We start from the raw sequence: 22,491 nt of genomic DNA on the forward strand, positions 1-22,491 counted from the left end.
GGCTCCGGCCGGGCTGGCTCCGGCCGGAGCCTTGCCGGCCGAAGCCCGGCCGAAGAGCTGGCCGGTCTGGGTTACTCCTTGCCGACGACCTCGTCGATCAGGCCGTAGCCCAGCGCCTCCTGGGCGCTGAGGTTCTTTCCCGCCGAGAGGTCGTCCTCGATCCTGCTGCGGGCCTGCCCGGTGACCGCGACCAGCCGCAGGATGACCTCTTCCAGTTCTCGCAGGTGCTGACCGGCCGCCGCGGCCACCTCGTCGGCGGTGCCGTTGACGCCGGCCGCGCGGGGCTCGGTGAGCCGGAACCGGGCGTGCCGGTAGGCCGACCGCTTCTCGGCCGCCGCCAGCACCGCGATCACCGCGCCGCCCGCCTCGGACGTCACCACCGCGTGCACCGGGGCCACCATCGCGTCGATCACGTCGATGACCGCCAGCGCGGCGGCCAGGTCGCCGCCCGAGCTGGCCACGTGCAGCTGGACCGGGGCCGGGCCGGCCGCGTCGAGTGTGAGCAGGGCGGCCGCCACGCCGGTCGACGTTTCGGCGGTCAGGGCGCCCCGGATCATGACGATCCGCTGGTCGAAGAGGCGTTCCTCGAGCCAGCCGGGCAGGCCGGGGCCGGCGCCGGGCAGGTTGGCCGGTTGCCAGGGGCCGCCGGGGGAGGGCTGACCGGGCTGGCCCCACCGGTAGGGGTCGTGACGCGAATGCATCCCGCCAGCGTATCGACGCCCAGAGGTATCGACCGTTTCTTCCGCTGACGGCAGATCGGCGGCCGAGCGACGGCCGAAAAGACGAGAGAGCGACGGCCGAAAAGACGACCGAGGGACGGCGGAGAACGGCCAGAAAAGCCGGCCGCGCGGGCTTGCCGTGCGGCGAAACCGGTGTTTGCTTGGGAGGGAAGCAGTGACGCCGGCCACAGGAGGATTCACCCATGTCGGAGACCTTGCAGCTCGACCCGGCCAAGACCGCGGTCGTGCTCATCGAATACCAGAACGAGTTCACCTCCGACGGCGGCGTGCTGCACGACGCCGTCGCGCCGGTGATGGACAAGACCGGCATGCTGCCGAAGACGGTGGCGTTCGTCGAGGCGGCCCGGGCCGCCGGCTGCACGATCATGCACGCGCCGATCACGTTCGCGGCCGGGTTCGGCGAGTTGTCCCGGCACCCGTACGGCATTCTCAAGGGCGTCGTCGACGGCAACGCGTTCGTCAAGGGCACCTGGGGTGCGGCGATCGTCGACGACCTGACCCCGGCCGACGGCGACATCCTGATCGAGGGCAAGCGCGGGCTCGACACGTTCGCCAGCACCAACCTCGACTTCATCCTGCGCAGCAAGGGCATCGACACCGTCATCCTGGGCGGGTTCCTGACCAACTGCTGCGTCGAGTCGACGATGCGCAGCGCGTACGAGAACGGCTACCGCGTGATCACGCTGACCGACTGTATGGCGGCCACGTCGCCCGAGCAGCATGACAACGCGATCGCGTACGACTTCCCGATGTTCTCCATGCCGATGGAGTCGGCCCAGGTGAAGGCCGCCTTCTGATCAGTAGGAGCCGGCGCTCTGCCAGTGCGACCAGGCCCCGCACGGCGAGTCGTAGCGGCCCTTGATGTAGCCGAGACCCCACTTGATCTGGGTGGCCGGGTTGGTCTTCCAGTCCGATCCCTCGGAGCTCATCTTGCTGCCGGGCAGCGCCTGCGGGATGCCGTAGGCGCCGCTGCCCTTGTTTTCGGCGTGCGCGTTCCAGCCGCTCTCTTTGTTGAAGATGTTGTCGAGGCAGGGGAACTGGTCGATGCCGAAGCCGTCGGCCAGCATCAGCGCGCAGCCGGTGGCCCGGTTGCCGACGAACTCCTTGCACGAACCCGGGATCGGCCCGTTGTAGGGCACGGTGCCGGTGCTGTTCTCCTGGGACTTGGCCTTCTTGACCGCCGCTTTGTGGTCGGCGACCGCCTGCCGCAACGAGGACGCCTTGCCGGCCGCGGCCTTCGCCTCGATCGCCGCCTTGGACGCGGCGTCGCTCTCGGCCTCGCGCTGCTGGGCCCGGGCGGCGGCGTGCTCATTTTGGCGGGCCTTGAGCATCTGCATGTCGGCCGCGTCGACGTCCATCGCCAGTTGAGCCTGTGCGCCCTGCTGCTGCTCGTCGCGGTGCTGTCCGAGGTGGACGCCGCCGGCGATGCCGCCGATCAGCAGGGCGACCGCGAGGGTGCGCACACCGACACGGCTCCAGAGCCGATCCACGAGGCGTCCCTTCCGGCCGGGGGCAGATACGGGTACCCACCCTGGCGTACCGGAACGGCCGGCGCAAGCCGGGGATCAGCCGGAGAACCTCTTCGACCGTGCCATCGCCTTGTAGGCGGCCAGCGTCGCGGCGTCGGTGTCCGGGCGGAAGTTGTATTTCGCCCCCTTCTGGGTGTCGGTGTCGAACCAGACCACCGCCCCGACCGAGGGGGTGGCCGCGACGTAGGACGACAGTTGCCTGATCCACGCGGCCTTGTTCTTCACCGCCGCGGTCTCGGCCAGCATGATCGGCTTGCGCTTGCCGTAGGCGGACACGATCGGCGTGAACAGCGTGTGCGGCGACTCGCCGGAGAAGTTGTAGCCGGACACGCCGACCCAGTCGACGAACGAGTCACCCGGGTAGTAGTTCTGGAAATGGTTCCAGCTGACGTTCGGGCCGGAGTTCCAGTTCGGCCCCCACACCCAGGCGACGTTGGTGGCCTTCTTGGCCCGGAAGATCTTGTGCATCCGCTGCCAGGCCGCGATATAGCCGCTCGGCTTCTTGCCGTTGTGGGTGCCGTCCCAGGCGAACCAGTTGCCGTTCATCTCCCAGCCCCAGCGCAGCAGGACCGGCCGCTTCAGGTCGCGCAGGTGCGTCGCCATCGTGGTGATCGCCAGGTCGGACGAGCCGTCGGTGATCGGGTGATAGTTCGTGCCGTTCCAGCTGACCATCAGAATGCTGCTCGACGGCACGTCCGGCTCGGCGGTGGGGTAGTAGCCCGACCAGGGGTAGTACTTGTGCACGATCCGCTGGCCCCGGCCCAGCTGCTGCTGCCGCAGGGCCAGGCTCTGGGTCAGGGTGCGGCCGTGCAGCGCCAGATAGGAGCCGAGCATCGCCCGCCCGGGCTGAAAACGGACCGGCCCACCCAGCGCGGCCGCCGCCTCGGCCGCACCGGGCACCAGCGCGCCGAACGCGGTCAGCGCACCCAGGCTCAACAGCCCTCGTCGGGTCAGATGCACGCGGTCCCCTCCGGCTCCAACGACATATCCGACAATTCTGGCATCGACCGGGCCCGGTGACCCTCGCCCGGTCGGCCGGCCGGCCTTCGCCAACCGGCCATTTCCCTCACGGCGGCGCCATCGGTCGCGCTTTCTTCCGTACGCCGATGGACCGCGCCCGCCCCACCAGCCTCACCACGCCCGGCCTGCCCCGGGTTGTCGCGCTGGGGCCGGGCGGCCTCGTCGCGCAAGACCCGAGCCGGTTCCCTCGCGGCCGGCCCGGTCGGCTTCGTCGCGTTCAGCCCGAGCGGGTTCGTCAAGGCTGGTCTGGTCGGTTTGTCGCGCTCGAGCCGGGCGGGACCGTCGGGGCCGGATGGGCCGGGGTTCGTTGCCCTCGGCCCGCTCGGGATTCGCCGCGGCCGGCCCGGTCGGGTCCGCGGCGGCTCGGACTGACCGGATTCGCCGCGGCCGGTCTGGTCGGGGTTCCTGGCGGCCGGGCCGATCGGGCTTGTCGCGAATTCGGCTACCGTGCACGGGGTGCGGAGCCGGATCCTCGACGTCCTGGCGGCGCTCTTCGTCGCCACGATCTTCTGGGTGCCCCCGCTCGTGCGGACCGGTCGGTGGGCCGCTGCACCGCTGGTCGTGGGCGTTGTGGCCGCGGTCCTTCTCGCCCGCCGCTTTCCCGCCCCGGCCACGATCGCCGCCGTCACGGTTACGATCACCGGCACCGCCCTCGGCGTCTGCGCCGACCCGATGCTGGCCGCCGCGTGGTGCCTCTTTCCGCTGGCCTTTCGTCTGGCCGGCCGCGTCCGGGCCCCACTGGCCGTGCTCACCGGGCTGATCGCCGGCCTGGCCGTGGTCGCCTGGGTACCCGACCACGGCCGGGGAAGACAACTGCTGCTCTCGGTCGTCGCGCTCACCCTGTCGTGGCTGCTCGGCACCATGGTCGGCCGCCAGGTGACCGCCGAACGGGCCCGCGTCCACCTGGCCGTGGCCCGCGACGTCCACGACGTGGTCGGCCACGCGCTCGCGACCATCGGTGCCGAGGCGGGCGTCACCCGCTCGCTGCCCGACGCCACCGACCAGGAACTCCGCGACTCCCTCGCCGGCATCGAACGGCACGCGCGGGGCGCGCTCGCCGAGGTGCAGACCCTGGTGCGCGCCTTGCGCTCCCCGGACCCGACGCTGGACCAGCTGGGCGCGCTGGTCACGGCGGTGCGGTCCGCGGGCGTACGCGTGGAGGCCCACCTCTCGCCGACCGGCGAGCTCGACCCTCGCGTGGCGGCGTCGCTCTTCCGCATCGCGCAGGAGGCTCTGAGCAATGTGGTCAAACACGCGCCGGGAGCCCATTGCGACCTCACCCTGACCGCCGACGCCGGCGACATCGTGCTCACCGTCCAGGACACCGGCCCGCCCAGCCCGGCGCCCGATCCGGCGGGTTCGGTGAGCTGGGGCGGCGCGGGGTGCGATCCGGCGGGGTCGGGCGGTTCGGTGTGCGATGCGGTGGGTTCGGCGGGGTTGGGCGGTTCGGTGTCCGATCCGGCGGGTTCGGCAGGGCCGGGCGGCGCGGCATGCGATGCGGTGGGTTCGACGGGATCCACCGGCTCGTCGCCCGATCAGGCGAGGTCGGGGGGCTCGCCCGATCCCGCACGCTTGGCGAGTTCGGGAGACTCGTCGCGTGCTCGGGCGGGTGCGGTGAGTTCGAAGGGCTTGGCCGCCGGCGGGTCCGGCCTGATCGGCATGCGGGAGCGCGCCCGGCTCAACGGCGGAACCGTGACCTGGGCCCCCACCGGACCCGGCTTCCGCGTCGAGGCCCGTCTGCCGCGCCGGAGCCGGCGATGAGCGGGCCGAAGCCCGCATCATCGGCTGAGCCGGCCCGAGTGGCCCGTCCGGCCGACGCACTCGGCCGCGCGTTTTCGGTCGGCTCGGCGTCTTTGCCCGGCTCGGCGTCTTTGCCCGGCTCGGCGTCGTTGCCGCGCTCGGGGTCCTTGCCCCGCTCGGCGTCCTTGCCCGGCCCGGCGCCTGGGCCCGGCGTGGCTGGGTCGGTGGCGGCGGCCCGGTCGGCCGGCTTCGCCGGGTCTGTGGCTGCCGGCGGTGAGGCTGCGCCTGTGATCAGCGTTTTTCTGGCTGATGACGACGCAGGGTTCCGGGCCGCCTATCGGAAGCTGTTCGAGCGGACGCCGGGCTTCCGGCTGTGCGGCGAGGCGGCCGACGGCGCCGAGGCGGCCCGGTTGGCCCTCGCGCTCAAGCCGAACGTTGCCCTGCTCGACGTGCAGATGCCGGGCGCGACCGGGCTTGAGGCGGCCCGCCGGATCCTGCCGTCGGCGGCCACCCGCGTGATCATGCTGACGACGTTCGACCTCGATGAGTACGTCTACGAGGCTCTGTCGCTGGGAGCCTCCGGTTTTCTGCTCAAGAACGCCGCCCCGGCCGAGGTGCTGCACGCCGTCCGTACCGTCCACGCCGGACACGGCATGCTGGCGCCCGAGGTCACATCGCGGCTGCTCCATCAGTTCGCCCCGCGGCCGTCGGCCGGGCGGCACGCCTTCGCCGACGTGGTCCTCTCCGAACGTGAGCTTCAGGTCGCCCGCCTGGTCGCCCGCGGCCTCTCCAACCAGCAGATCGCCGACGAGTTGCGGCTCAGCCTGGAGACGGTACGCACCTACCTGCGCCGGATGTTCGCCAAGCTCGGCATCAACGACCGCACCCACCTGGCCGTCCTGGCCTATCAGGCCGGCCTCCTTCACGACGACCGCTGAGGCCATCAACCCAGGATCCTAGGATGCCAGGAAGGGCGAGTGCGCGGCCACAGCCCGGCCACAGTTCGCGAATCGACCAGGCTGGCATCCGTCGCCGATCCGCGATCTGATGCGGCCCGCGTCAGCCGGCCGCCGTGACGAGAGCCCAGGGCGCGGGTTCAGGGGAGTCGCTCGGCGACGAAGATGGCGGGTGACGGGCGTTCGGTTCCAGCCGCCATAGCGGCAGGCGACGGTCTCCAAGGAAGACGCCGACTTCGCCGGTCAGTGCCCGCGTTGCGTTGGTCGTGCGCCGCGGCGAAGTCCGCCCCGGCCCGGAGCACGCAAACGGGTTTGGGTCTCCTTCCGGGGGACGCGGGCGGCGCCGCCGGTCGCCGAGGGTGGGCCGGTGCGGGTGGAGCGGGTGAGCAAGCGCTACGGCCGGGGGCGTTGGGTGCTGCGCGACGTCGACCTGGCCCTGGCCGGCGGGGAGGCGGTGACGATCACCGGGGCGAACGGGTCGGGGAAGTCGACGCTGCTGCGGATGCTGGCCGGCGTGTCGCGGCCGACGCGGGGCGTGGTCACCGGGCGTCCGGCGAGCGTCGGCTTTGTGCCGGACCGGTTTCCGGCCGGTGATGCGATGTCGTCGGTCGCCTACCTTACGCACGCCGGGCGCATCCGGGGCCTGCGCGGCGCGGTCGCCGCGAGGAAGGGGCTCGAGCTGCTCGACCGGCTTCAGCTGGCGGGTGGGGTGCGGACGCCGATCCGGGCGCTGTCCAAGGGCAACGCGCAGAAGGTCGCGCTGGCCCAGGCGCTGCTGGTGCCGCCGGGGCTGCTCGTGCTCGACGAGCCCTGGTCGGGGCTGGACGCGACCGCGCACGGGGTGCTCGGCGAGATCCTGCGCGAGGTGACCGAAGGTGGTGGCGCCGTGGTGTTCACCGACCATCGGGAAGCTGTCGGGCGACGACACGCTGCCACCGCGTACGGGATCTTGGAAGGGCGAGTGAATCGCCTGCCGGCACCGACGGTCGTTGGGGCGGCGGAGCCGTCACGGATCGTGCTGGTCGATCGGACCGGGCGGGCGATGCCGCTCGATTGGGCCCGCCAGCCGGGCGTGCTGGCGGTCGGTCCGGGGCCGCACCTGACGGTGCGAGACACGGAGAGCGACGGACTTCTGCTCACTGCCTTACGTCACGGTTGGTCGGTCGAGGAGGTACGGCGTTGCCGGCGCTGATTCGCTACTACCTGGCGGCGACCGTCCACGGGCAGCGCTATCTGGCTCCGCTGCTGTTCGATCTGGCCGTGCTGTCGGTCTTCACGATCAACGACGCCGGGCCGCTGATCGGCAGTTACGTGGTGTCGGCGGCGAGTCTGCTGCTGACCTCGTGCTGGCTGACCGTGACGATCGTGAACCTGGAGGATCCGGTCCGGCGGGCGATCACGCTGGTGGCCGCCGGGGGAGCGATGCGGGTGCTGGCCGCCGAGGCGGGTCTGGCGGTGCTGGCCGGCGGCGCGCTGATCGGGGTCGGGACGATCTTCCCGATCGTGTCGGGCTCGCACACCGTGACGTGGGACGACGTTGCGGCGGGGATTCTGGCTCAGGTGACCACGACCGCGGTCGGGATCGCGGTCGGGCTGCTGTGTTCGCGGCTGGTCGTGCCGCGGCCCGGGTATTCGCTGATCCTGGCACTGGCCGTGATCGTCGCCGTGCCGCTGACGCCCGGGTTGCCGCCGGTGCATTCGATGCTGCGCCGGATGTCGTCGGCCGGCGGTTCCGTGCCGGCCGGGCCGCTCGCCGCCGACGCATTGATCGCGGCTTTTGTCCTCCTCGGCGCGTTCGCTGTGACGCATCGGATTGCGGTCCGGCGCGACTGATCCCAAAATCATGCAACCTCCCGAGCGCGCGAGCCGTCAGGGGCGTGTGAGAAGCGAAGGAGGGCTTGTGAGAACAGAGCGTGACGAGCAGTTCCACAGCTTCGTGCTCAGCCACCGCCCCGGGCTGGTGCGGACGGCCACCCTGCTGACGGCCGGCGACGGACATCTGGCCGAGGATCTGGTCCAGTCCGCGCTGACCAAGCTCTATGTGGCCTGGCCGTCGTTCCGGCGGGCCGACAACCCCGAGGGCTACCTGCGCCGCACCCTGGTCAACGCCCTGACCGACGAGCGGCGGCGCTGGTGGCGCCGTCACGAGCGGTCGATGGCGGAACCTCCCGACCAGGTCCGCGACGAGCCGGGCGGCGGTGAACTCGACGAGGGGTTGCGCAGCGCGCTGCGTGACCTGCCGCCGAAGATGCGCGCCGCGGTGGTGTTCCGCTACTTCTACGACCTCGACGTCGCCGACACCGCCGACGCCCTCGGCTGTTCCGTGGGCACGGTGAAGAGCCAGACCGCCCGGGCACTCGACCGCCTGCGCAACGTCCTCGCACCCAGCATTCCCCTGACAGGAGTCACCCGATGATGGAACTGCACGACCGGCTCGACCGCCTGGCCGGCCCGGCCGTCGAGGCGACGTCGTCCCAGGCCGACGCCGACCTCGCCCGCGGACGCCGTGCGCTTCGGCGGCGGCGTACGGTCAAGGGCGCCGCAACCGGCGTCTTCGCCGTCGCCGCGGCAGCCGCCGCACTCGCCTACGGCACCGCGTCGCAGCCCGCCTCCCACCCGGCCGCCGGATCCGCCGCGTCCGTTGTGCCGGCCGCGCCCCGGCCCGCCGTGGTCTCGGCGAAGCTGGTCGCCTACCAGGGCGAGCAGCCGAAGGGCTACACGATCGACAAGGTGCCGGCGGGCTGGGAGATCCAGGGCGTCGACCCGTCGGTCCTGACGATCGCCCCGATCGACGCCAAGGACAAGGATCCGCACACCTTCGTCGGCAAGATCGCGATCATGCTGCAGTCGCAGGACGAGCACGTCACCCCGTCCGGCACCACGGTCAAGATCGACGGGAAATCCGGCTTCCTGATCACGCCGGAGGGTCAGACCGACGGCCGCACCCTGTACGTGAAGCAGCCCAACGGCGTCTACCTGATCATCCAGATCTGGGACGCCAAGGGCTGGACCAACGACGCGATCGTCGAGTTCGCGGCCGGCATCCACGTGCTGTCGACGGCCGTGCAGGGCCGCGGCTGATCCGGATCGGGCCCGGCGCCGCCACGCCGGGCCCGTTCGGCTTCGTAGCCCGACCGCTCGGCTAATCCATTCCGGACATACACGGGTCCATCGTGGTTCGATGAACGTCTCCCGTCCGAAAGCTCTCCTGCTGGGCCTGGCCGTCGTCGGCGCCCTGGTCGCAGGCTGTCAGCCCACGTCGCCGCCCGCCGGCGGCACTTCCACCCCCGCCGCGACCACGGACGCGACCACCGACCCGGCCCTGGCCGGCGCCACCGACCCGGCCGCCGATCCCGCCGCGGTCGAGCCGCCGGCCACGGACGCCCCGGCCACGGGCGCGGCGGCCACAGGCGCGCCGACCAGCCGGCCGCCGGCGACGGCCGCGAAGCCGGCCACCCCGAAGAAGCCGGCCGCCAAGCCGACGACCCGCAAGCCGGCCCCGAAACCGAAGCCCACCACGAAGAAGCCGGCCCCGAAGCCGACGACCAAGCCGCCGGCCACGCGGGTCGTGCATCCGGGAGCCTTCTGCGCGCCCGTCGGAGCGCGGGGCGTCACCAGCAAGGGCACGCCGATGCGCTGCACCTTGAAGGCCGGCGAGGACCGCGCCCGCTGGCGAGCGGCCTAGGGTTCGAGGCCCGGGCGCGGTTCCGCCGCACGCACCGGGCCTCTACCAGCCGCGGTCGTGCCATTCGGCCAGGTGGGGGCGTTCGGCGCCGAGGGTCGAGTCTTTGCCGTGGCCGGGGTAGAACCAGGTGTCGTCGGGCAGGCGGTCGAAGAGCTTGCGCGAGACGTCGTTGAACAAGGACTCGAAATGGGCCTTGTTCTTGTGGGTGTTGCCGACGCCGCCCGGGAAGAGCGAGTCGCCGGTCCAGAGGTGGGCGATGCCGCCCGGCTCCTGATAGAGCAGGGCGATCGAGCCCGGCGTGTGGCCGACCAGGTGGATCACCTCGAGCTCGCACTCGCCGACCGTGACCCGGTCGCCGTCGGCCAGGGTGTGGGTGACCACCGGGATCTCGACCGCGTCGTCGGCGTGGGCCAGCGACTCGGCGCCGGTGGTGGCGACCACGTCGGCCAAGGCCTGCCAGTGGTCGGGGTGGCGGTGGGTGGTCACCACCGTTTCGAGGCCGGCCGGGCCGACCAGGCTGAGCAGGGTCGGCGCGTCGGCTGCGGCGTCGATCAGCAGCTGGGAGCCGCCGCAGGTCAGCAGGTAGGCGTTGTTGTCGAACTTGCCGACCGAGACCTTGCGCATGGTTATCGGGCCGAGGGTGCGTTCGGCGGCGGTGCCGCCGCGCTCGACGTCTCCGGTGTAGGCCATGGTCACTTCCACCTCGCGGGTACGGGAAGCTCGCCGTCCGGCGAGACGGTGAGGTCGGTGCCGTCGGCGCGGCCGGCCAGCCAGGCGGCCAGGGATTTGGTCGGTCCGCCGATCACCGGGGCGGCGCCGTCGGCGGCGCCGAGGGGCAGGGGGTGCTCGACGCCCCAGGGGCGAAGGATCATCGGCGGGCTGTCGGTGGCTCCGGCGGCGATCTCGCGCAGCAGCCGCAGGGCGAACGCGTCCGACCAGTCGCCGGGGGTGTAGCGGTCGCCGAGGTCGACGTGGTGCACCTCGACCTCGCGCAGGCGCGCCCACGGAACCGCGGCCGCCGGCTGGCCGATGGGGGGAAGAACCACCGTCCACGCCTCGGCCGGCATCGCGGCTCCGGCATCGGCGAACCGCTCGTGGGACGCCTTGATGTCCTCGATCTGCGCGCGCAGCGGGCGGGCCGCGCCCTCCTCGATGCCGGCCACCCGGGCCTCGGGCGACGCGTACATCGGGGTTTCGACGCCGGTGCGGGCCCAGGTGAGCAGGTTGGTCTGGGCGTCGGCGTTGCGGGCGAGGTGGCTGAGCACGTGGCCGAGCGTCCAGCCGGGCAGCAGCGAGGGCGACCCGAGCGACGCCGGGTCGAGATCCTGCGCGGTCCGCAGGAGTTCCTCGGTGGCGCGGTCGACGTCGGTCAGCAACACGAGCGGATCCATCGTCATGACTGACTGCACCGAGCGGCAATCGGCGGAACCGGCCCACGGCGCCGCAGGCGAGGGCCAGGAAGGCATGACATAGCTAGCACAGTCATGACTGACTGCACCGAGCGGCAATCGGCGGAACCGGCCCACGGCGCCGCAGGCGAGGGCCAGGAAGGCATGACATAGCTAGGACAGCCACGTTGGCAACCCTAGTGGACCGGAATTCGCTTCCGCTGCGGGTAGCGGGGACCGTACCGTCGGTGCAGACACGCCGACGGGTTCGCAGGGAGGTGAGGAACGTGCTGTTGGTCGTCGTTGCGTCCCTTCACCCGGAGGCTCGCGCCTGAGCGCGCCCTCCCTTTTCCCGCAAAGGGTTCCCATGTCACAGATGCTGTCCCGGCTCGGCTGGGACGAGACTCTCGCATCCGCCTACCGCGTCCTCGACCGCCCCGACTCCCTGCCGGGCCGGGTGCTGCGCGCCGACCGCGGCGTCTGCACCGTGATGACCGAGCAGCAGACCGAGCGCGCGTCGCTCGGTGGCGGCGTGCTGGTCAGCGGCGCCCGGGATCCGGCCGATCTTCCGTGTGCCGGTGACTGGGTGGTGCTGCGCCGCTGGCCCGGCCACCGGGTCACCGTCGAGTGCGTGCTGCCGCGGCGCACCGCCCTGATCCGGCGCACCGCCGACAAGGACGCCTCCGGGCAGGTGCTGGCCGCCAACATGGACACGGTCGCGGTGGTCGAGCCGATGCATCCGGAGCCGGTCGATGCCCGCGTCGAGCGTCTGCTGGCGCTGGCCTGGGAGTCCGGGGCCGACCCGGTGGTCTTTCTCACCAAGTGCGATACGTCGGCCGAGCCCGAGGCGGTCGCCCGGCAGATCGCCGGGCTCGCGCCGGGCATTCCGGTGGTCGCGGTCAGCGTGCGGCTCGGGCTGGGCGTCGAGCAGGTCCGGGCGTACGCGCGGAGCGGGCGCACCCTGGCTCTTCTCGGACGTTCCGGGGCGGGCAAGTCGACGCTGGTCAACGCCCTCGCCGGTACGCCGGTCATGCCCGTACAGCAGATCCGTGACGCGGACGGCAAGGGGCGGCACACCACCGCGTACCGGAATCTGGTTCTGTTGCCGCAGGGCGGCGCCGTGCTCGATACGCCGGGCATCCGGGGGGTGGGTCTGCTCGAGACCGGCACCGGTCTCGACCGGGCGTTCGCCGAGGTGACCGCCCTGGCCGAGCAGTGCCGGTTCGACGACTGCCGGCACGAGGGTGAGCCGGGTTGCGCGGTGGCGGCGGCGCTGGCCGACGGCATGTTGTCGCCGCGCCGGCTGGAGAGCTGGCGCAAGCTGCGGCGCGAGGTCGAGGTGGAGAGCGCCCGGCGTTCGGTGCGGCTGGCCGAGGCGGCCGGGAAGCGACGTCGCCGTCCCTGACCCGGCTCTGGCAGACTGCACCGGTGCGCGCGGTGAACGAGGTGGTCGAGGAGCAGCCGGCCGAGACTCCGCCGTCGCCGGCCGTGCCGGTCGAACCGGGCCGAAGGGCGCGCGATCTCTGGCCGCTGGTCAGCTACGCGGCGCTGTCGGTCTTCGTGATGTTCCGGCTCTGGCTCGACCCGAACGGGCGGGTGCTGTCCGGCAACAAGGACGACCACGGCTTCTTCCTGTTCGTGATGGCGCACGGCGAGCGGGTGTTGTTCCACGGGGCCAACCCGTTCTCCGACGACCGGCTCAACGCGCCCGGCGTCGTCAACATGATGGCCAACACGTCGGTGCTCGGACTGAGCATCCCGATGGCCCCGGTCACCCACTTCTTCGGGCCCGGCGTCTCGGTCGTGTTCCTGCTCACGCTGGGCCTCGCCGGCACCGCCGCGGCCTGGTACTGGGTGTTGTCGCGGCACTTCGTGCGCAGCCGGGTGGCGGCGTGGATCGGCGGTCTGTGGTGCGGGTTCGCGCCGGCCATGATCTCGCACTCCAACGCCCATGTGAACTTCGTCAACGCGTGGCTGGTGCCGTTCATCGTGCTGCAGGTGGTGCGCCTGCGGGAGCCGGGGCGCGTGTGGCGGGGCGGGATCACGATCGGGCTGCTCGTGGTGGGGCAGGTCTTCCTCAACGAGGAGGTGCTGCTGTTCACCGCATTGGCGCTCGGGGCGTTCGTCGTGGCGTACGCGCTCTCGGTTCCGCGCCGCGCGATGCGCGAGGCGCGGCAGTTCCTGGCCGGTCTCGGGGTCGCGGTTCTGGTCGCTCTGGTCCTGCTGGCCTATCCGCTGTGGTGGCAGTTCACGCAGGGCGGCAGCTATCGCGGGCAGCCGTTCGCGCCGGACCAGTACGTGACCGATCTGGCTTCGCTGGGCACGTTCGGCCGGCAGTCGGTGGCCGGGAACGTGACGCTGGCCCGCGCGCTCAGCGTGAGCGCGACCGAGGACGACACGTTCTTCGGACCGTTCGGCCTCGTGATGATCATCGTGTCGATGGTCGTGCTGTGGCGCTCGCTGGCCGCCCGGGCGACCGCGATCGCCGGCATCGCCGTGCTGGTCTGCTCGCTCGGCACCAAACTGCGGGTGGGCAGCGTCGTCACGCCGATTCCGCTGCCGTTCGGGCTGCTCAGGCACCTGCCGCTGATCGACCTGGTGAGCGTGGTGCGGTTCGGGATGGTCGCCGCGGTGATCGCCGGCGTGCTGCTGGCGCTGGCGACCGACCGCCTTACCTCCTTCTCGGCGAGGGGGCGGCGGTTGTTCGTGGCCGGGCTGGTGCTCGCGCTCGTGCCGCTGACGCCGAAGCCGCTGGCTACTTTCGATGCGGCGCCGCTGCCGGCCTTCCTGGCCGACGGGACGTGGCGGCAATATGTCACCGGCGATCACACTCTGGTGACGGTGCCGTTGCCCGAGGTGACGACCGGGCGCGAGGGGATGCGGTGGGCGGCGCTGACGGGGTTGCGGATCCCGATGCCGCGGGGCTATTTCATGGGTCCGGCGAATCCGCCGGGTGATCTCACCGGTTCCTGGACCGCGCCGCCCCGGCCGACCTCGACCATGCTGCGCGACATCGTCTTCACCGGGCGGGCCCCGGTGGTCGACGATCAGGTGCGCTCCGAGTTCCGCGCTGATCTGGCCTACTGGCGGGCGGCCGTCGTGGTGCTGGTGCCGGGTGCCGTGCACGAGGACGTGCTGCGGTCGACGGTGACCCAGGCCCTGGGGCCCCCGCGGCTGGTCGGCGGGGTCGAGATCTGGGATGTGCGGTCCCTCTCCTGAGTGACTTTCCGCCGGTCTGAAGTGCGGGAATGTGCAGCATCCGGCAGGCGCTGGGGGTAGGGCGGGGCCGCGTGGGCAAAACTTGTCAGACCCCATGGCTAGAGTGGCCGCGGCTCCACTCGTATCAGACACCTGTACGGAGAGGCTGGCTCGTGGCCGACCGTTTGACCATTCGAGGCGCGCGCGAACACAACCTGCGTGACGTCAACCTCGACCTGCCCCGTGACGCGATGATCGTGTTCACCGGCCTGTCCGGGTCGGGCAAGTCGAGCCTCGCGTTCGACACGATCTTCGCCGAGGGGCAGCGACGGTACGTCGAGTCCCTCTCGTCCTACGCCCGGCAGTTCCTCGGGCAGATGGACAAGCCCGACGTCGACTTCATCGAGGGCCTGTCGCCGGCCGTCTCGATCGATCAGAAGTCGACCTCGCGCAACCCGCGCTCGACGGTCGGCACGATCACCGAGGTCTACGACTATCTTCGTCTGCTCTATGCCCGCACCGGCATCCCGCACTGCCCGGTCTGCGGCGAGCGCATCAGCAAGCAGACCCCGCAGCAGATCGTCGACCGGGTGCTCGCCATGCCCGAGGGCACCCGCTTCATGGTGCTCGCGCCGGTCATCCGGGGCCGCAAGGGTGAATATGTCGACCTCTTCGCCGAGCTGCAGAGCAAGGGTTACGCGCGGGCCCGGGTCGACGGCGTGGTCTATGCGCTGACCGACGTTCCCAAGCTCAAGAAGCAGGAGAAGCACACCATCGAGGTGGTGGTCGACCGGCTCAGCGTCAAGGCGGCGAGCAAGCAGCGGCTGACCGACTCGGTCGAGTCGGCGCTCGGCCTGGCCGCCGGCATCGTGCTACTCGACTTCGTCGACCTGCCGGAGGACGACCCGGGCCGGGAGCGCCGCTTCTCCGAGCACCTGGCCTGCCCCAACGACCACCCGCTGGCGATCGAGGACCTCGAGCCCCGGGTCTTCTCGTTCAACGCTCCCTACGGCGCCTGCCCGGAGTGCACGGGCATCGGCACCAAGAAAGAGGTCGACCCCGAGCTGATCATCCCCGACCCGGAGCTGAGCATCCGCGAGGGCGCGATCCAGCCCTGGTCGGGCGGCTCGACGATGGAATACTTCATGCGCCCGCTCGAGGCGCTGGCCGAGGCCGAGAAGTTCAGCGTCGACACCCCGTGGCGCTCGCTTCCCGCCCGCGCGCAGAAGACGGTGCTCTACGGGTCGGAAGACCAGGTCCACGTCCGCTACCGCAACAAGTACGGCCGTGAGCGCTCCTATTACACCGGCTTCGAGGGCGTGATCCAGTGGATCGAGCGCCGGCACAACGACACCGAGAGCGACTGGTCGCGCGACAAATACGAGGGCTACATGCGCGACGTGCCGTGCCCGGTCTGCGGCGGCACCCGGCTCAAGCCCGAGGTCCTGGCGGTGACCATCGCCGGCAAGAGCATCGCCGAGGTCTGCAACCTGTCGGTGGGGGAGTGCGCCGAACTGCTGGCCACGATCGAGCTCGACGACCGGCAGAAGATGATCGCCGAGCGGGTGCTCAAGGAGATCAACGCCCGGCTGCGGTTCCTGGTCGACGTCGGCCTCGACTACCTCTCGCTCGACCGGGGCGCGGGCACGCTCTCCGGCGGTGAGGCGCAGCGCATCCGGCTCGCCACCCAGATCGGTTCCGGCCTGGTCGGCGTGCTCTACGTGCTCGACGAGCCGTCGATCGGCCTGCACCAGCGCGACAACCACCGGCTGATCGAGACCCTGGTCCGGCTGAAGAACCTGGGCAACACGCTGATCGTGGTCGAGCACGACGAGGACACGATCCGGACGGCCGACTGGATCGTCGACATCGGCCCGGGCGCGGGCGAGCACGGCGGCCACATCGTGCACAGCGGCTCGGTCGAGGGCCTGCTGGCCAACGAGAAGTCGCCGACCGGGGCCTATCTGTCCGGCCGCAAGTCGATCCCGACCCCGGCCACCCGGCGCCCGCAGGTCGCCGGCCGCGAGCTGGTCGTGCAGGGCGCCCGCGAGCACAACCTGCGCAACCTCAGCGTCGGCTTCCCGCTCGGGCAGTTCATCGCGGTCACCGGGGTGAGCGGCTCCGGCAAGTCGACGCTGGTCAACGACATCCTCTACACGGTTCTGGCCAACCAGCTCAACGGCGCCCGCATGGTGCCCGGCCGGCACACCCGCATCACCGGCCTCGACGAGGTCGACAAGGTGGTGGGCGTCGACCAGTCGCCGATCGGCCGCACCCCGCGGTCCAACCCCGCGACCTACACCGGCGTGTTCGACAACATCCGCAAGCTGTTCGCCGAGACGACCGAGGCCAAGGTCCGGGGCTACGGCCCGGGGCGGTTCTCGTTCAACGTCAAGGGCGGCCGCTGCGAGAACTGCGCGGGCGACGGCACCATCAAGATCGAGATGAACTTCCTGCCCGACGTCTACGTCCCGTGCGAGGTCTGCAAGGGCGCGCGTTACAACCGCGAGACGCTCGAGGTGCACTACAAGGGCAGGACCATCTCCGAGGTGCTGGAGATGCCGATCGAGGAGGCGTCCGGCTTCTTCGAGGCGATTCCGGCCATCCACCGTCACCTCAAGACCCTGGTCGACGTCGGCCTGGGCTACGTCCGGCTCGGCCAGCCCGCGCCGACCCTGTCCGGTGGTGAGGCGCAGCGGGTCAAGCTCGCCTCCGAGCTGCAGAAGCGGTCGACCGGCCGCACGGTCTACGTGCTCGACGAGCCGACGACCGGCCTGCACTTCGAGGACATCCGCAAGCTGCTGATCGTGCTCAACGGCCTGGTCGACAAGGGCAACACGGTGATCACCATCGAGCACAACCTCGACGTGATCAAGACTGCCGACTGGCTGATCGACATGGGCCCCGAGGGCGGCAACAAGGGCGGGCTGGTGCTGGCCACCGGCACCCCGGAGGAACTGGCCGAGGTGGCGGACAGCCACACCGGGCAGTTCCTGCGCCCGGTGCTCGGGCTCAAGGGCAAGCCGTCGGCGTCCGCCGGCAAGGCGGCGCTGGCCCGCGCGACCAAGGCCAACGGCGCCAAGGCCGCTCCGGTCGCGGCGGCGAAGTCCCGGCCGGCCCGGTCACGGGCCAAGGCCACGGTCTGAGTTTCGTTGCCACAGCAAGTTCTCAGGTGACGCATAGCGACTAAGCCCGGTCGACGCTCTAGTGTCGATCGGGCTTGCGTGTGTTCTGGTTGACAGCCGTGCAAAAGCGACGGGCAAAGACGCTCGAACCGGTGTAACTGGTCGTTCCTCGACGACCATAAAATCGCGGGATGCCTGAACCCCGGCCGCCGCGACCCCGTATCTAACTGCGACGCCGCGTGACCACTCACGCGGACCAGCACTGGAGGACAACCCCGATGACAGACGTGCAGACGACGACCGAGCCCCACATCGGCGAGGTCGAGCCGATGCAGTCGTGCGCATGCGCTCACTCGACCCGTCGTAACGTCCTGCTCGGCGCGGGCGCGGTGGGCGCCACCGCGGTCCTGGCGGCCTGCGGCACGACCGGCGGTGCGAACGCCAACGGCACCGACTTCAGCAACAACCCGGCCCCGGCCGGCAGCGCGGGCGCCCAGGCGACCGGCGCCGGCCCGGTCGGCACCGCCGGCCCCGGGGGCACCGCCGGCCCCAACGCGGGTGACGGCGGCGGCAGCACCCCGATCGCCAAGACCGCCGACGTGAAGGTCGGCAGCGGCATCATCACGACCGACTACGTGATCACCCAGCCGACCGCCGGTCAGTTCAAGGCATTCAGCAAGGTCTGCCCGCACCAGGGCTGCGACGTCAACAAGGTGGACGGCGGCGTGATCAGCTGCCCGTGTCACGGCAGCCAGTTCTCGGTCAAGGACGGCTCGGTCGTCACCGGCCCGGCGGCCCACGGCCTGACCGCCAAGAACGTCAAGGTCGACGGCGGCAACATCGTCTCGGCCTGATCTTCGGCCCGGCCGGAGGTCCGCCCCCGTGGCGGCGGCGACGGACCTCCGGTCGGACAATCATGTCAGTCCCCCGCACTAGTCTTGAGAACTGTGCCTGACCCCTCCAGCTACCGCCCCGCCCCGGGCACGATTCCCGAGGCTCCCGGCGTTTACCGCTTCCGCGATCCGACCGGCCGCGTCATCTACGTCGGCAAGGCGAAAAACCTGCGGAACCGGTTGAATTCCTATTTCGCCGACACGTGGTCGCTGCACGCACGCACGCAGCAGATGGTCACCACCGCGGGCAGCGTCGACTGGGTGACGGTGGGCACGGAGGTCGAAGCCCTCCAGCTGGAGTTCTCGTGGATCAAAGAGTTCGATCCGCGCTTCAACGTCAAATACCGTGACGACAAGTCCTATCCGTTCCTCGCGGTCACCCTCAACGAGGAGTTCCCCCGGCTGCAGGTGATGCGGGGCGCCAAGCGCAAGGGCGTGCGCTACTTCGGACCCTATTCGCACGCCTGGGCCATCCGCGAGACCCTCGACCTGTTGCTACGCGTGTTCCCGGCCCGCACCTGCTCGAGCGGCGTCTTCAAGCGGTCGGGCCAGATCGGCCGTCCCTGCCTTCTGGGCTACATCGGCAAGTGTTCGGCGCCCTGCGTCGGCTCGGTCAGCGCCGACGAGCACCGGCAGATCGTCGACGACTTCTGCGACTTCATGGCCGGCCGCACCGACACGTTCGTCAAGCGGCTCGAGCGCGACATGATGCAGGCCAGCGAGGAGCTGGAGTTCGAGCGGGCGGCCCGGCTGCGCGACGACATCGCCGCGCTGCGCCGGGCGATGGAGAAGCAGACCGTGGTGCTCGGCGACGGCACCGACGCCGACGTGGTCGCGTTCGCCGAAGACCCGCTCGAGGCGGCGGTCCAGGTGTTCCACGTCCGCGACGGCCGGGTCCGCGGCCAGCGCGGCTGGGTCGTCGAAAAGGTGGAGGACCTGACGACCGGCGACCTGGTGCACCACTTCTGCAGCCAGATGTACGGCGAGGGCCAGGGCGAGGGCGACGTCCCCCGCGAACTGCTGGTGCCCGCGCTGCCCGACGACGCGGCGGCCCTGGGCGACTGGCTCTCCGAGCACCGGGGCAGCCACGTCAGCCTGCGGGTGCCCCAGCGCGGCGACAAGCGGGCCCTGCTCGAGACCGTGTCCCGCAACGCCGGCGAGTCGCTGCAGCGGCACAAGCTGCGCCGGTCCGGCGACCTGACCACCCGCAGCAAGGCGCTCGACGAGATCGCCGAGGCGCTCGGGCTCGACTCGGCGCCATTGCGCATCGAGTGTTTCGACGTCTCGCAGATCCAGGGCACCGACGTGGTGGCGTCCATGGTGGTCTTCGAGGACGGGCTGCCCCGCAAGAGCGAATACCGTCGGTTCACCGTCCGCGGCAACCCGGACGGCAGCGGCATGGACGACCTGTCGGCGATGAGCGAGGTCATGCGGCGGCGGTTCGCCCGCTACAAGGCGGAGGCGGGAGCCTCCGCGCCGCGCGACCTGCCCGAGCCTCCGTCCGACCTGGACGACGACGAGATCGCGACCAACGAGCTGCCCGGCATCGATCCGCTGACCGGCAAGCCGCGCCGCTTCGCGTATCCACCCCAGCTGATCGTGGTGGACGGCGGCCAGCCGCAGGTCAACGCGGTCGCCACGGTGATGGCCGACATGGGCATCACCGACGTCGCGCTGTGCGGGCTGGCCAAGCGGCTCGAAGAGGTGTGGCAGCCCGGCGACGACTTCCCGGTGATCCTGCCGCGCACGTCGGAGTCGCTCTACCTGTTGCAGCGGGTCCGCGACGAGGCCCACCGGTTCGCGATCACGTTCCACCGGCAGCGGCGGTCGAAGCGGATGACGGCGTCCGCGCTGGACAGTGTGCCCGGGCTGGGGGAGACGCGGCGCAAGGCGCTGCTGCGGCATTTCGGGTCGCTCAAGCGGCTGTCGGCGGCCACCCCGGAGGAGATCACCGAGGTGCCGGGGATCGGGCGGGTGACGGCCGAGGCGGTCCTGGCCGCGCTCAAAGCGCCGGCGGCCGGCGCGGCCGCGGAACCGGCGGCCCCGGGCGCCGTGCCGGCGGGCGGGGCGGGCAAACCCAAGACCCGGTCGCGCACCGCCGGCCTGCCCGCACCGGCCCCGGTCCGGACGCCGAGCGAGACGTAGGAACGCGGGCGACACGTGACATTCACGCGTCCGGCAAAATGGCCGGACGTTATCGGCCTAGGATGATGGCCTTCAGTCCGCTCTGGGTGGTGGGCGGGGCGGTGGGATGGATGTCCGCCCGGTGGGGTGCGGGCGCAACGACGCGGGAGGCGTGCGTGACGGAGTTCGATTCGTCGGACCTCGAACTGGATCCCGACGGCGAAGTGGTCGAACCGGACGAGGGCGGCACCGACCTGGTGGTGGTCACCGGCGTCTCCGGCGGCGGCCGCAGCACGGTCGCCCGGGCGCTGGAAAACGTCGGCTACTACGTGGTCGACAACCTGCCCCAGGCCCTCATGCTCGACATGGCCCAGCTGGCGTTCCAGGCCGGCGGCGCCGCGCGGCGTACGGCAATGGTGCTGGATGTTCGCAGCCGGGCCTTCTCCACCGACCTGGCCGGCGCGGTTCATGCCCTGCGTGACCGCGGCTTCTCGCCCCGGGTCGTCTTCGTCGACGCCGACGACGAGGTGCTGATCCGGCGGTTCGAGTCGGTGCGCCGCTCGCATCCGCTGCAGGGCGACGGCCGGCTGGCCGACGGCATCGCGGCCGAGCGCAAACTGCTCGAGGAGGCCCGCGAGCAGGCCGACGTGATCATCGACACCAGTCACCTCAACGTCAACCAGCTGCGCCGCCGGGTCGAGGAGCTGTTCGGCGGCGAGGACGCGCGCCGGCTGCGCATCACCGTGCTGTCCTTCGGCTTCAAATACGGCCTGCCGCCCGACGCCGACTACGTGGTCGACGCCCGCTTCCTGCCCAACCCGTTCTGGGTGCCCGAGCTGCGCGACCACACCGGGCTCGAAGAGGCGGTGAGCAACTACGTGCTCGGGCAGGAGGGCGCCAACAACTTCGTCGCGTCGTACGCCAACCTGATCGCGGCCACCGCCCCCGGCTTCGAGCGCGAGGGCAAGCGCTACCTCACCGTCGCGGTCGGCTGCACCGGCGGCAAGCACCGCAGCGTGGCGATCGCCGAGGAGCTCACCGCCCAGCTGCGCGACATCCGCCTCTCCGCCCACGCCTCGCACCGCGATCTGGGGCGCGAGTGACTTTGCGGGTGGTCGCGTTCGGTGGCGGCCACGGCCTGAGCGCCTCGCTCCGTGCCCTGCGCCGGTGCTCCCGCGAGCTCGACCTCGAGATCACCGCGATCGTCACCGTCGGCGACGACGGCGGCTCCAGCGGGCGATTACGCGCCGAACGCGACGCGCTCATCCCGCCCGGCGACCTGCGGCAGGCCCTGGCCGCCCTGGCCGCCAGAGAGCCGCACACGCAGCGCACCGCCGAGCTGCTCCAGCACCGGTTCGCCGCCATGCCGGCCGCCGAGACGCCGGACGGGCTGGCCGGGCACCCGGTCGGCAACCTGCTGCTGCTCGGCCTCATGGAGATGCTCGGCGACCCGGTGGCCGCGCTCGACCACGCGGCGGCCATGGTCGGAGCCCAGGGCCGGGTGCTGCCGATGGCCCGGCGCAAGATCGACATCGAGGCGGACGTGCTCGGCGCCGACCCGTCGCGGCCCGACGAGGTGACGACGGTGCGCGGCCAGCACAACGTCGCGGTCACCCCCGGGCACCTGGCGGCGGTCCGCATCGAGCCGCCCGACCCGCCGACCTGCGACGAGGCGATCGCCGCCATCACCGGCGCGGACTGGCTGATCTTCGGTCCGGGCAGCTGGTACACCAGCGTGCTCCCGCACCTGCTGGTGCCCGGCCTGGCCGCCGCGATCAGCGCCAGCCCGGCCCGCCGGCTGGTCACGCTCAACCTGGCCACCGACAACGAGACCCACGGCCTGTCGGTCGCCGATCACCTGGCGGCGCTCCACTGGTACCGTCCCGGTCTGCGGGTCGACACCGTGCTCGCCGACGCCAAATGGGTGGGCGAGCCCGAGCCGGTGCACCAGGCGGCCGAGTCGCTCGGCGCCCAGCTCGTATTGGCACCGCTGGCCGTTGCGGACGGCAGCCCCAGGCATGATCCTGAGGCGTTGGGCGTTGCACTGGTGCCGGTATTGGGCGCCGCTCGTTAAAGCAGAGGCGTACCACGGC

At 71.4% G+C, this 22,491-nt stretch carries 20 protein-coding genes; 15 read left to right on the top strand and 5 right to left on the bottom strand.

The features are described from left to right. Nucleotides 1-71 precede the first annotated feature (71 nt). Nucleotides 72-701, bottom strand: coding sequence for an ATP-dependent Clp protease proteolytic subunit (locus AB0M88_RS41155; RefSeq protein ID WP_364111487.1), 630 nt, complete (start codon nt 699-701; stop codon nt 72-74). Nucleotides 702-922: 221 nt separating this feature from the next. Between AB0M88_RS41155 and AB0M88_RS41160 the strand changes: the two genes are divergently transcribed. After that, nucleotides 923-1,537 carry a cysteine hydrolase gene (locus AB0M88_RS41160; RefSeq protein WP_364111489.1) on the top strand — a complete coding sequence of 205 codons (615 nt, stop codon included), beginning with the start codon at nt 923-925 and terminating at the stop codon, nt 1,535-1,537. Here AB0M88_RS41160 and AB0M88_RS41165 read toward each other — a convergent pair whose 3' ends face one another. Next, nucleotides 1,538-2,230, bottom strand: coding sequence for a transglycosylase SLT domain-containing protein (locus tag AB0M88_RS41165; RefSeq protein ID WP_364111491.1), 693 nt, complete (start codon nt 2,228-2,230; stop codon nt 1,538-1,540). A gap of 75 nt (nt 2,231-2,305) precedes the next feature. Further along, nucleotides 2,306-3,229, bottom strand: a complete 924-nt coding sequence (locus tag AB0M88_RS41170; RefSeq protein WP_364111492.1) for a glycosyl hydrolase — start codon at nt 3,227-3,229, stop codon at nt 2,306-2,308. Between the two features lie 516 nt (nt 3,230-3,745). Here AB0M88_RS41170 and AB0M88_RS41175 point away from each other — a divergent pair. From AB0M88_RS41175 to AB0M88_RS41205, 7 genes are all read left to right on the top strand, one after another. Next, nucleotides 3,746-5,050 (top strand): histidine kinase, encoded by a 1,305-nt coding sequence (locus AB0M88_RS41175; RefSeq protein ID WP_364111494.1) that lies wholly within the window; start codon nt 3,746-3,748, stop codon nt 5,048-5,050. Between the two features lie 266 nt (nt 5,051-5,316). After that, on the top strand, nt 5,317-5,967 hold the full coding sequence (locus AB0M88_RS41180) for a response regulator transcription factor (RefSeq protein ID WP_364111496.1): 651 nt from the start codon (nt 5,317-5,319) through the stop codon (nt 5,965-5,967). 385 nt (nt 5,968-6,352) lie between these two features. Beyond that, the gene (locus AB0M88_RS41185) at nt 6,353-7,177 is read left to right on the top strand and encodes an ATP-binding cassette domain-containing protein (RefSeq protein WP_364111497.1); all 825 of its coding nucleotides are present in this window, start codon (nt 6,353-6,355) and stop codon (nt 7,175-7,177) included. After that, nucleotides 7,165-7,818 carry a hypothetical protein gene (locus AB0M88_RS41190; RefSeq protein WP_364111499.1) on the top strand — a complete coding sequence of 218 codons (654 nt, stop codon included), beginning with the start codon at nt 7,165-7,167 and terminating at the stop codon, nt 7,816-7,818. The genes AB0M88_RS41185 and AB0M88_RS41190 overlap by 13 nt, the downstream gene beginning before the upstream one ends. 67 nt (nt 7,819-7,885) lie before the next feature. After that, on the top strand, nt 7,886-8,401 hold the full coding sequence (locus AB0M88_RS41195; RefSeq protein WP_364111501.1) for a SigE family RNA polymerase sigma factor: 516 nt from the start codon (nt 7,886-7,888) through the stop codon (nt 8,399-8,401). Beyond that, the gene (locus AB0M88_RS41200; RefSeq protein WP_364111503.1) at nt 8,398-9,066 is read left to right on the top strand and encodes a hypothetical protein; all 669 of its coding nucleotides are present in this window, start codon (nt 8,398-8,400) and stop codon (nt 9,064-9,066) included. Before AB0M88_RS41195 ends, AB0M88_RS41200 begins: the two co-directional genes overlap by 4 nt. 100 nt (nt 9,067-9,166) lie before the next feature. Further along, entirely contained in the window at nt 9,167-9,670 is a 504-nt protein-coding gene (locus AB0M88_RS41205; RefSeq protein WP_364111505.1) for a hypothetical protein, read from the top strand. A gap of 42 nt (nt 9,671-9,712) precedes the next feature. Here AB0M88_RS41205 and AB0M88_RS41210 read toward each other — a convergent pair whose 3' ends face one another. Together AB0M88_RS41210 and AB0M88_RS41215 are read right to left on the bottom strand one after the other, a co-directional pair. After that, on the bottom strand, nt 9,713-10,360 hold the full coding sequence (locus AB0M88_RS41210) for an MBL fold metallo-hydrolase (RefSeq protein ID WP_364111507.1): 648 nt from the start codon (nt 10,358-10,360) through the stop codon (nt 9,713-9,715). A gap of 2 nt (nt 10,361-10,362) precedes the next feature. After that, nucleotides 10,363-11,067 (bottom strand): maleylpyruvate isomerase family mycothiol-dependent enzyme, encoded by a 705-nt coding sequence (locus AB0M88_RS41215; RefSeq protein WP_364111509.1) that lies wholly within the window; start codon nt 11,065-11,067, stop codon nt 10,363-10,365. Nucleotides 11,068-11,425: 358 nt separating this feature from the next. Here AB0M88_RS41215 and rsgA point away from each other — a divergent pair, with 358 nt between their 5' ends. The 7 genes from rsgA (at nt 11,426) to yvcK (ending at nt 22,472) form a co-directional block, all read left to right on the top strand. Next, nucleotides 11,426-12,463, top strand: a complete 1,038-nt coding sequence (gene rsgA, locus AB0M88_RS41220; RefSeq protein WP_364111511.1) for a ribosome small subunit-dependent GTPase A — start codon at nt 11,426-11,428, stop codon at nt 12,461-12,463. Between the two features lie 23 nt (nt 12,464-12,486). Beyond that, nucleotides 12,487-14,277, top strand: a complete 1,791-nt coding sequence (locus tag AB0M88_RS41225; protein ID WP_364111513.1) for a hypothetical protein — start codon at nt 12,487-12,489, stop codon at nt 14,275-14,277. Between the two features lie 152 nt (nt 14,278-14,429). Further along, on the top strand, nt 14,430-17,402 hold the full coding sequence (gene uvrA, locus AB0M88_RS41230) for an excinuclease ABC subunit UvrA (protein ID WP_364111515.1): 2,973 nt from the start codon (nt 14,430-14,432) through the stop codon (nt 17,400-17,402). A gap of 308 nt (nt 17,403-17,710) precedes the next feature. Further along, entirely contained in the window at nt 17,711-18,235 is a 525-nt protein-coding gene (locus AB0M88_RS41235; RefSeq protein WP_364111535.1) for a Rieske (2Fe-2S) protein, read from the top strand. A gap of 93 nt (nt 18,236-18,328) precedes the next feature. Then, the gene (gene uvrC / locus AB0M88_RS41240; protein WP_364111517.1) at nt 18,329-20,419 is read left to right on the top strand and encodes an excinuclease ABC subunit UvrC; all 2,091 of its coding nucleotides are present in this window, start codon (nt 18,329-18,331) and stop codon (nt 20,417-20,419) included. 185 nt (nt 20,420-20,604) lie between these two features. After that, complete coding sequence (gene rapZ, locus AB0M88_RS41245; protein WP_364111537.1) at nt 20,605-21,501, top strand: RNase adapter RapZ; 897 nt, start codon at nt 20,605-20,607, stop codon at nt 21,499-21,501. Continuing rightward, a complete protein-coding gene (yvcK, locus tag AB0M88_RS41250; protein WP_364111519.1) occupies nt 21,498-22,472 on the top strand; it encodes a uridine diphosphate-N-acetylglucosamine-binding protein YvcK in 975 nt (324 codons plus the stop codon). Before rapZ ends, yvcK begins: the two co-directional genes overlap by 4 nt. The last annotated feature ends 19 nt before the right edge of the window (nt 22,473-22,491 follow it).

Origin of the sequence: Actinoplanes sp. NPDC051411, assembly GCF_040682075.1 — a bacterium.
Taxonomy (GTDB): domain Bacteria; phylum Actinomycetota; class Actinomycetes; order Mycobacteriales; family Micromonosporaceae; genus Actinoplanes.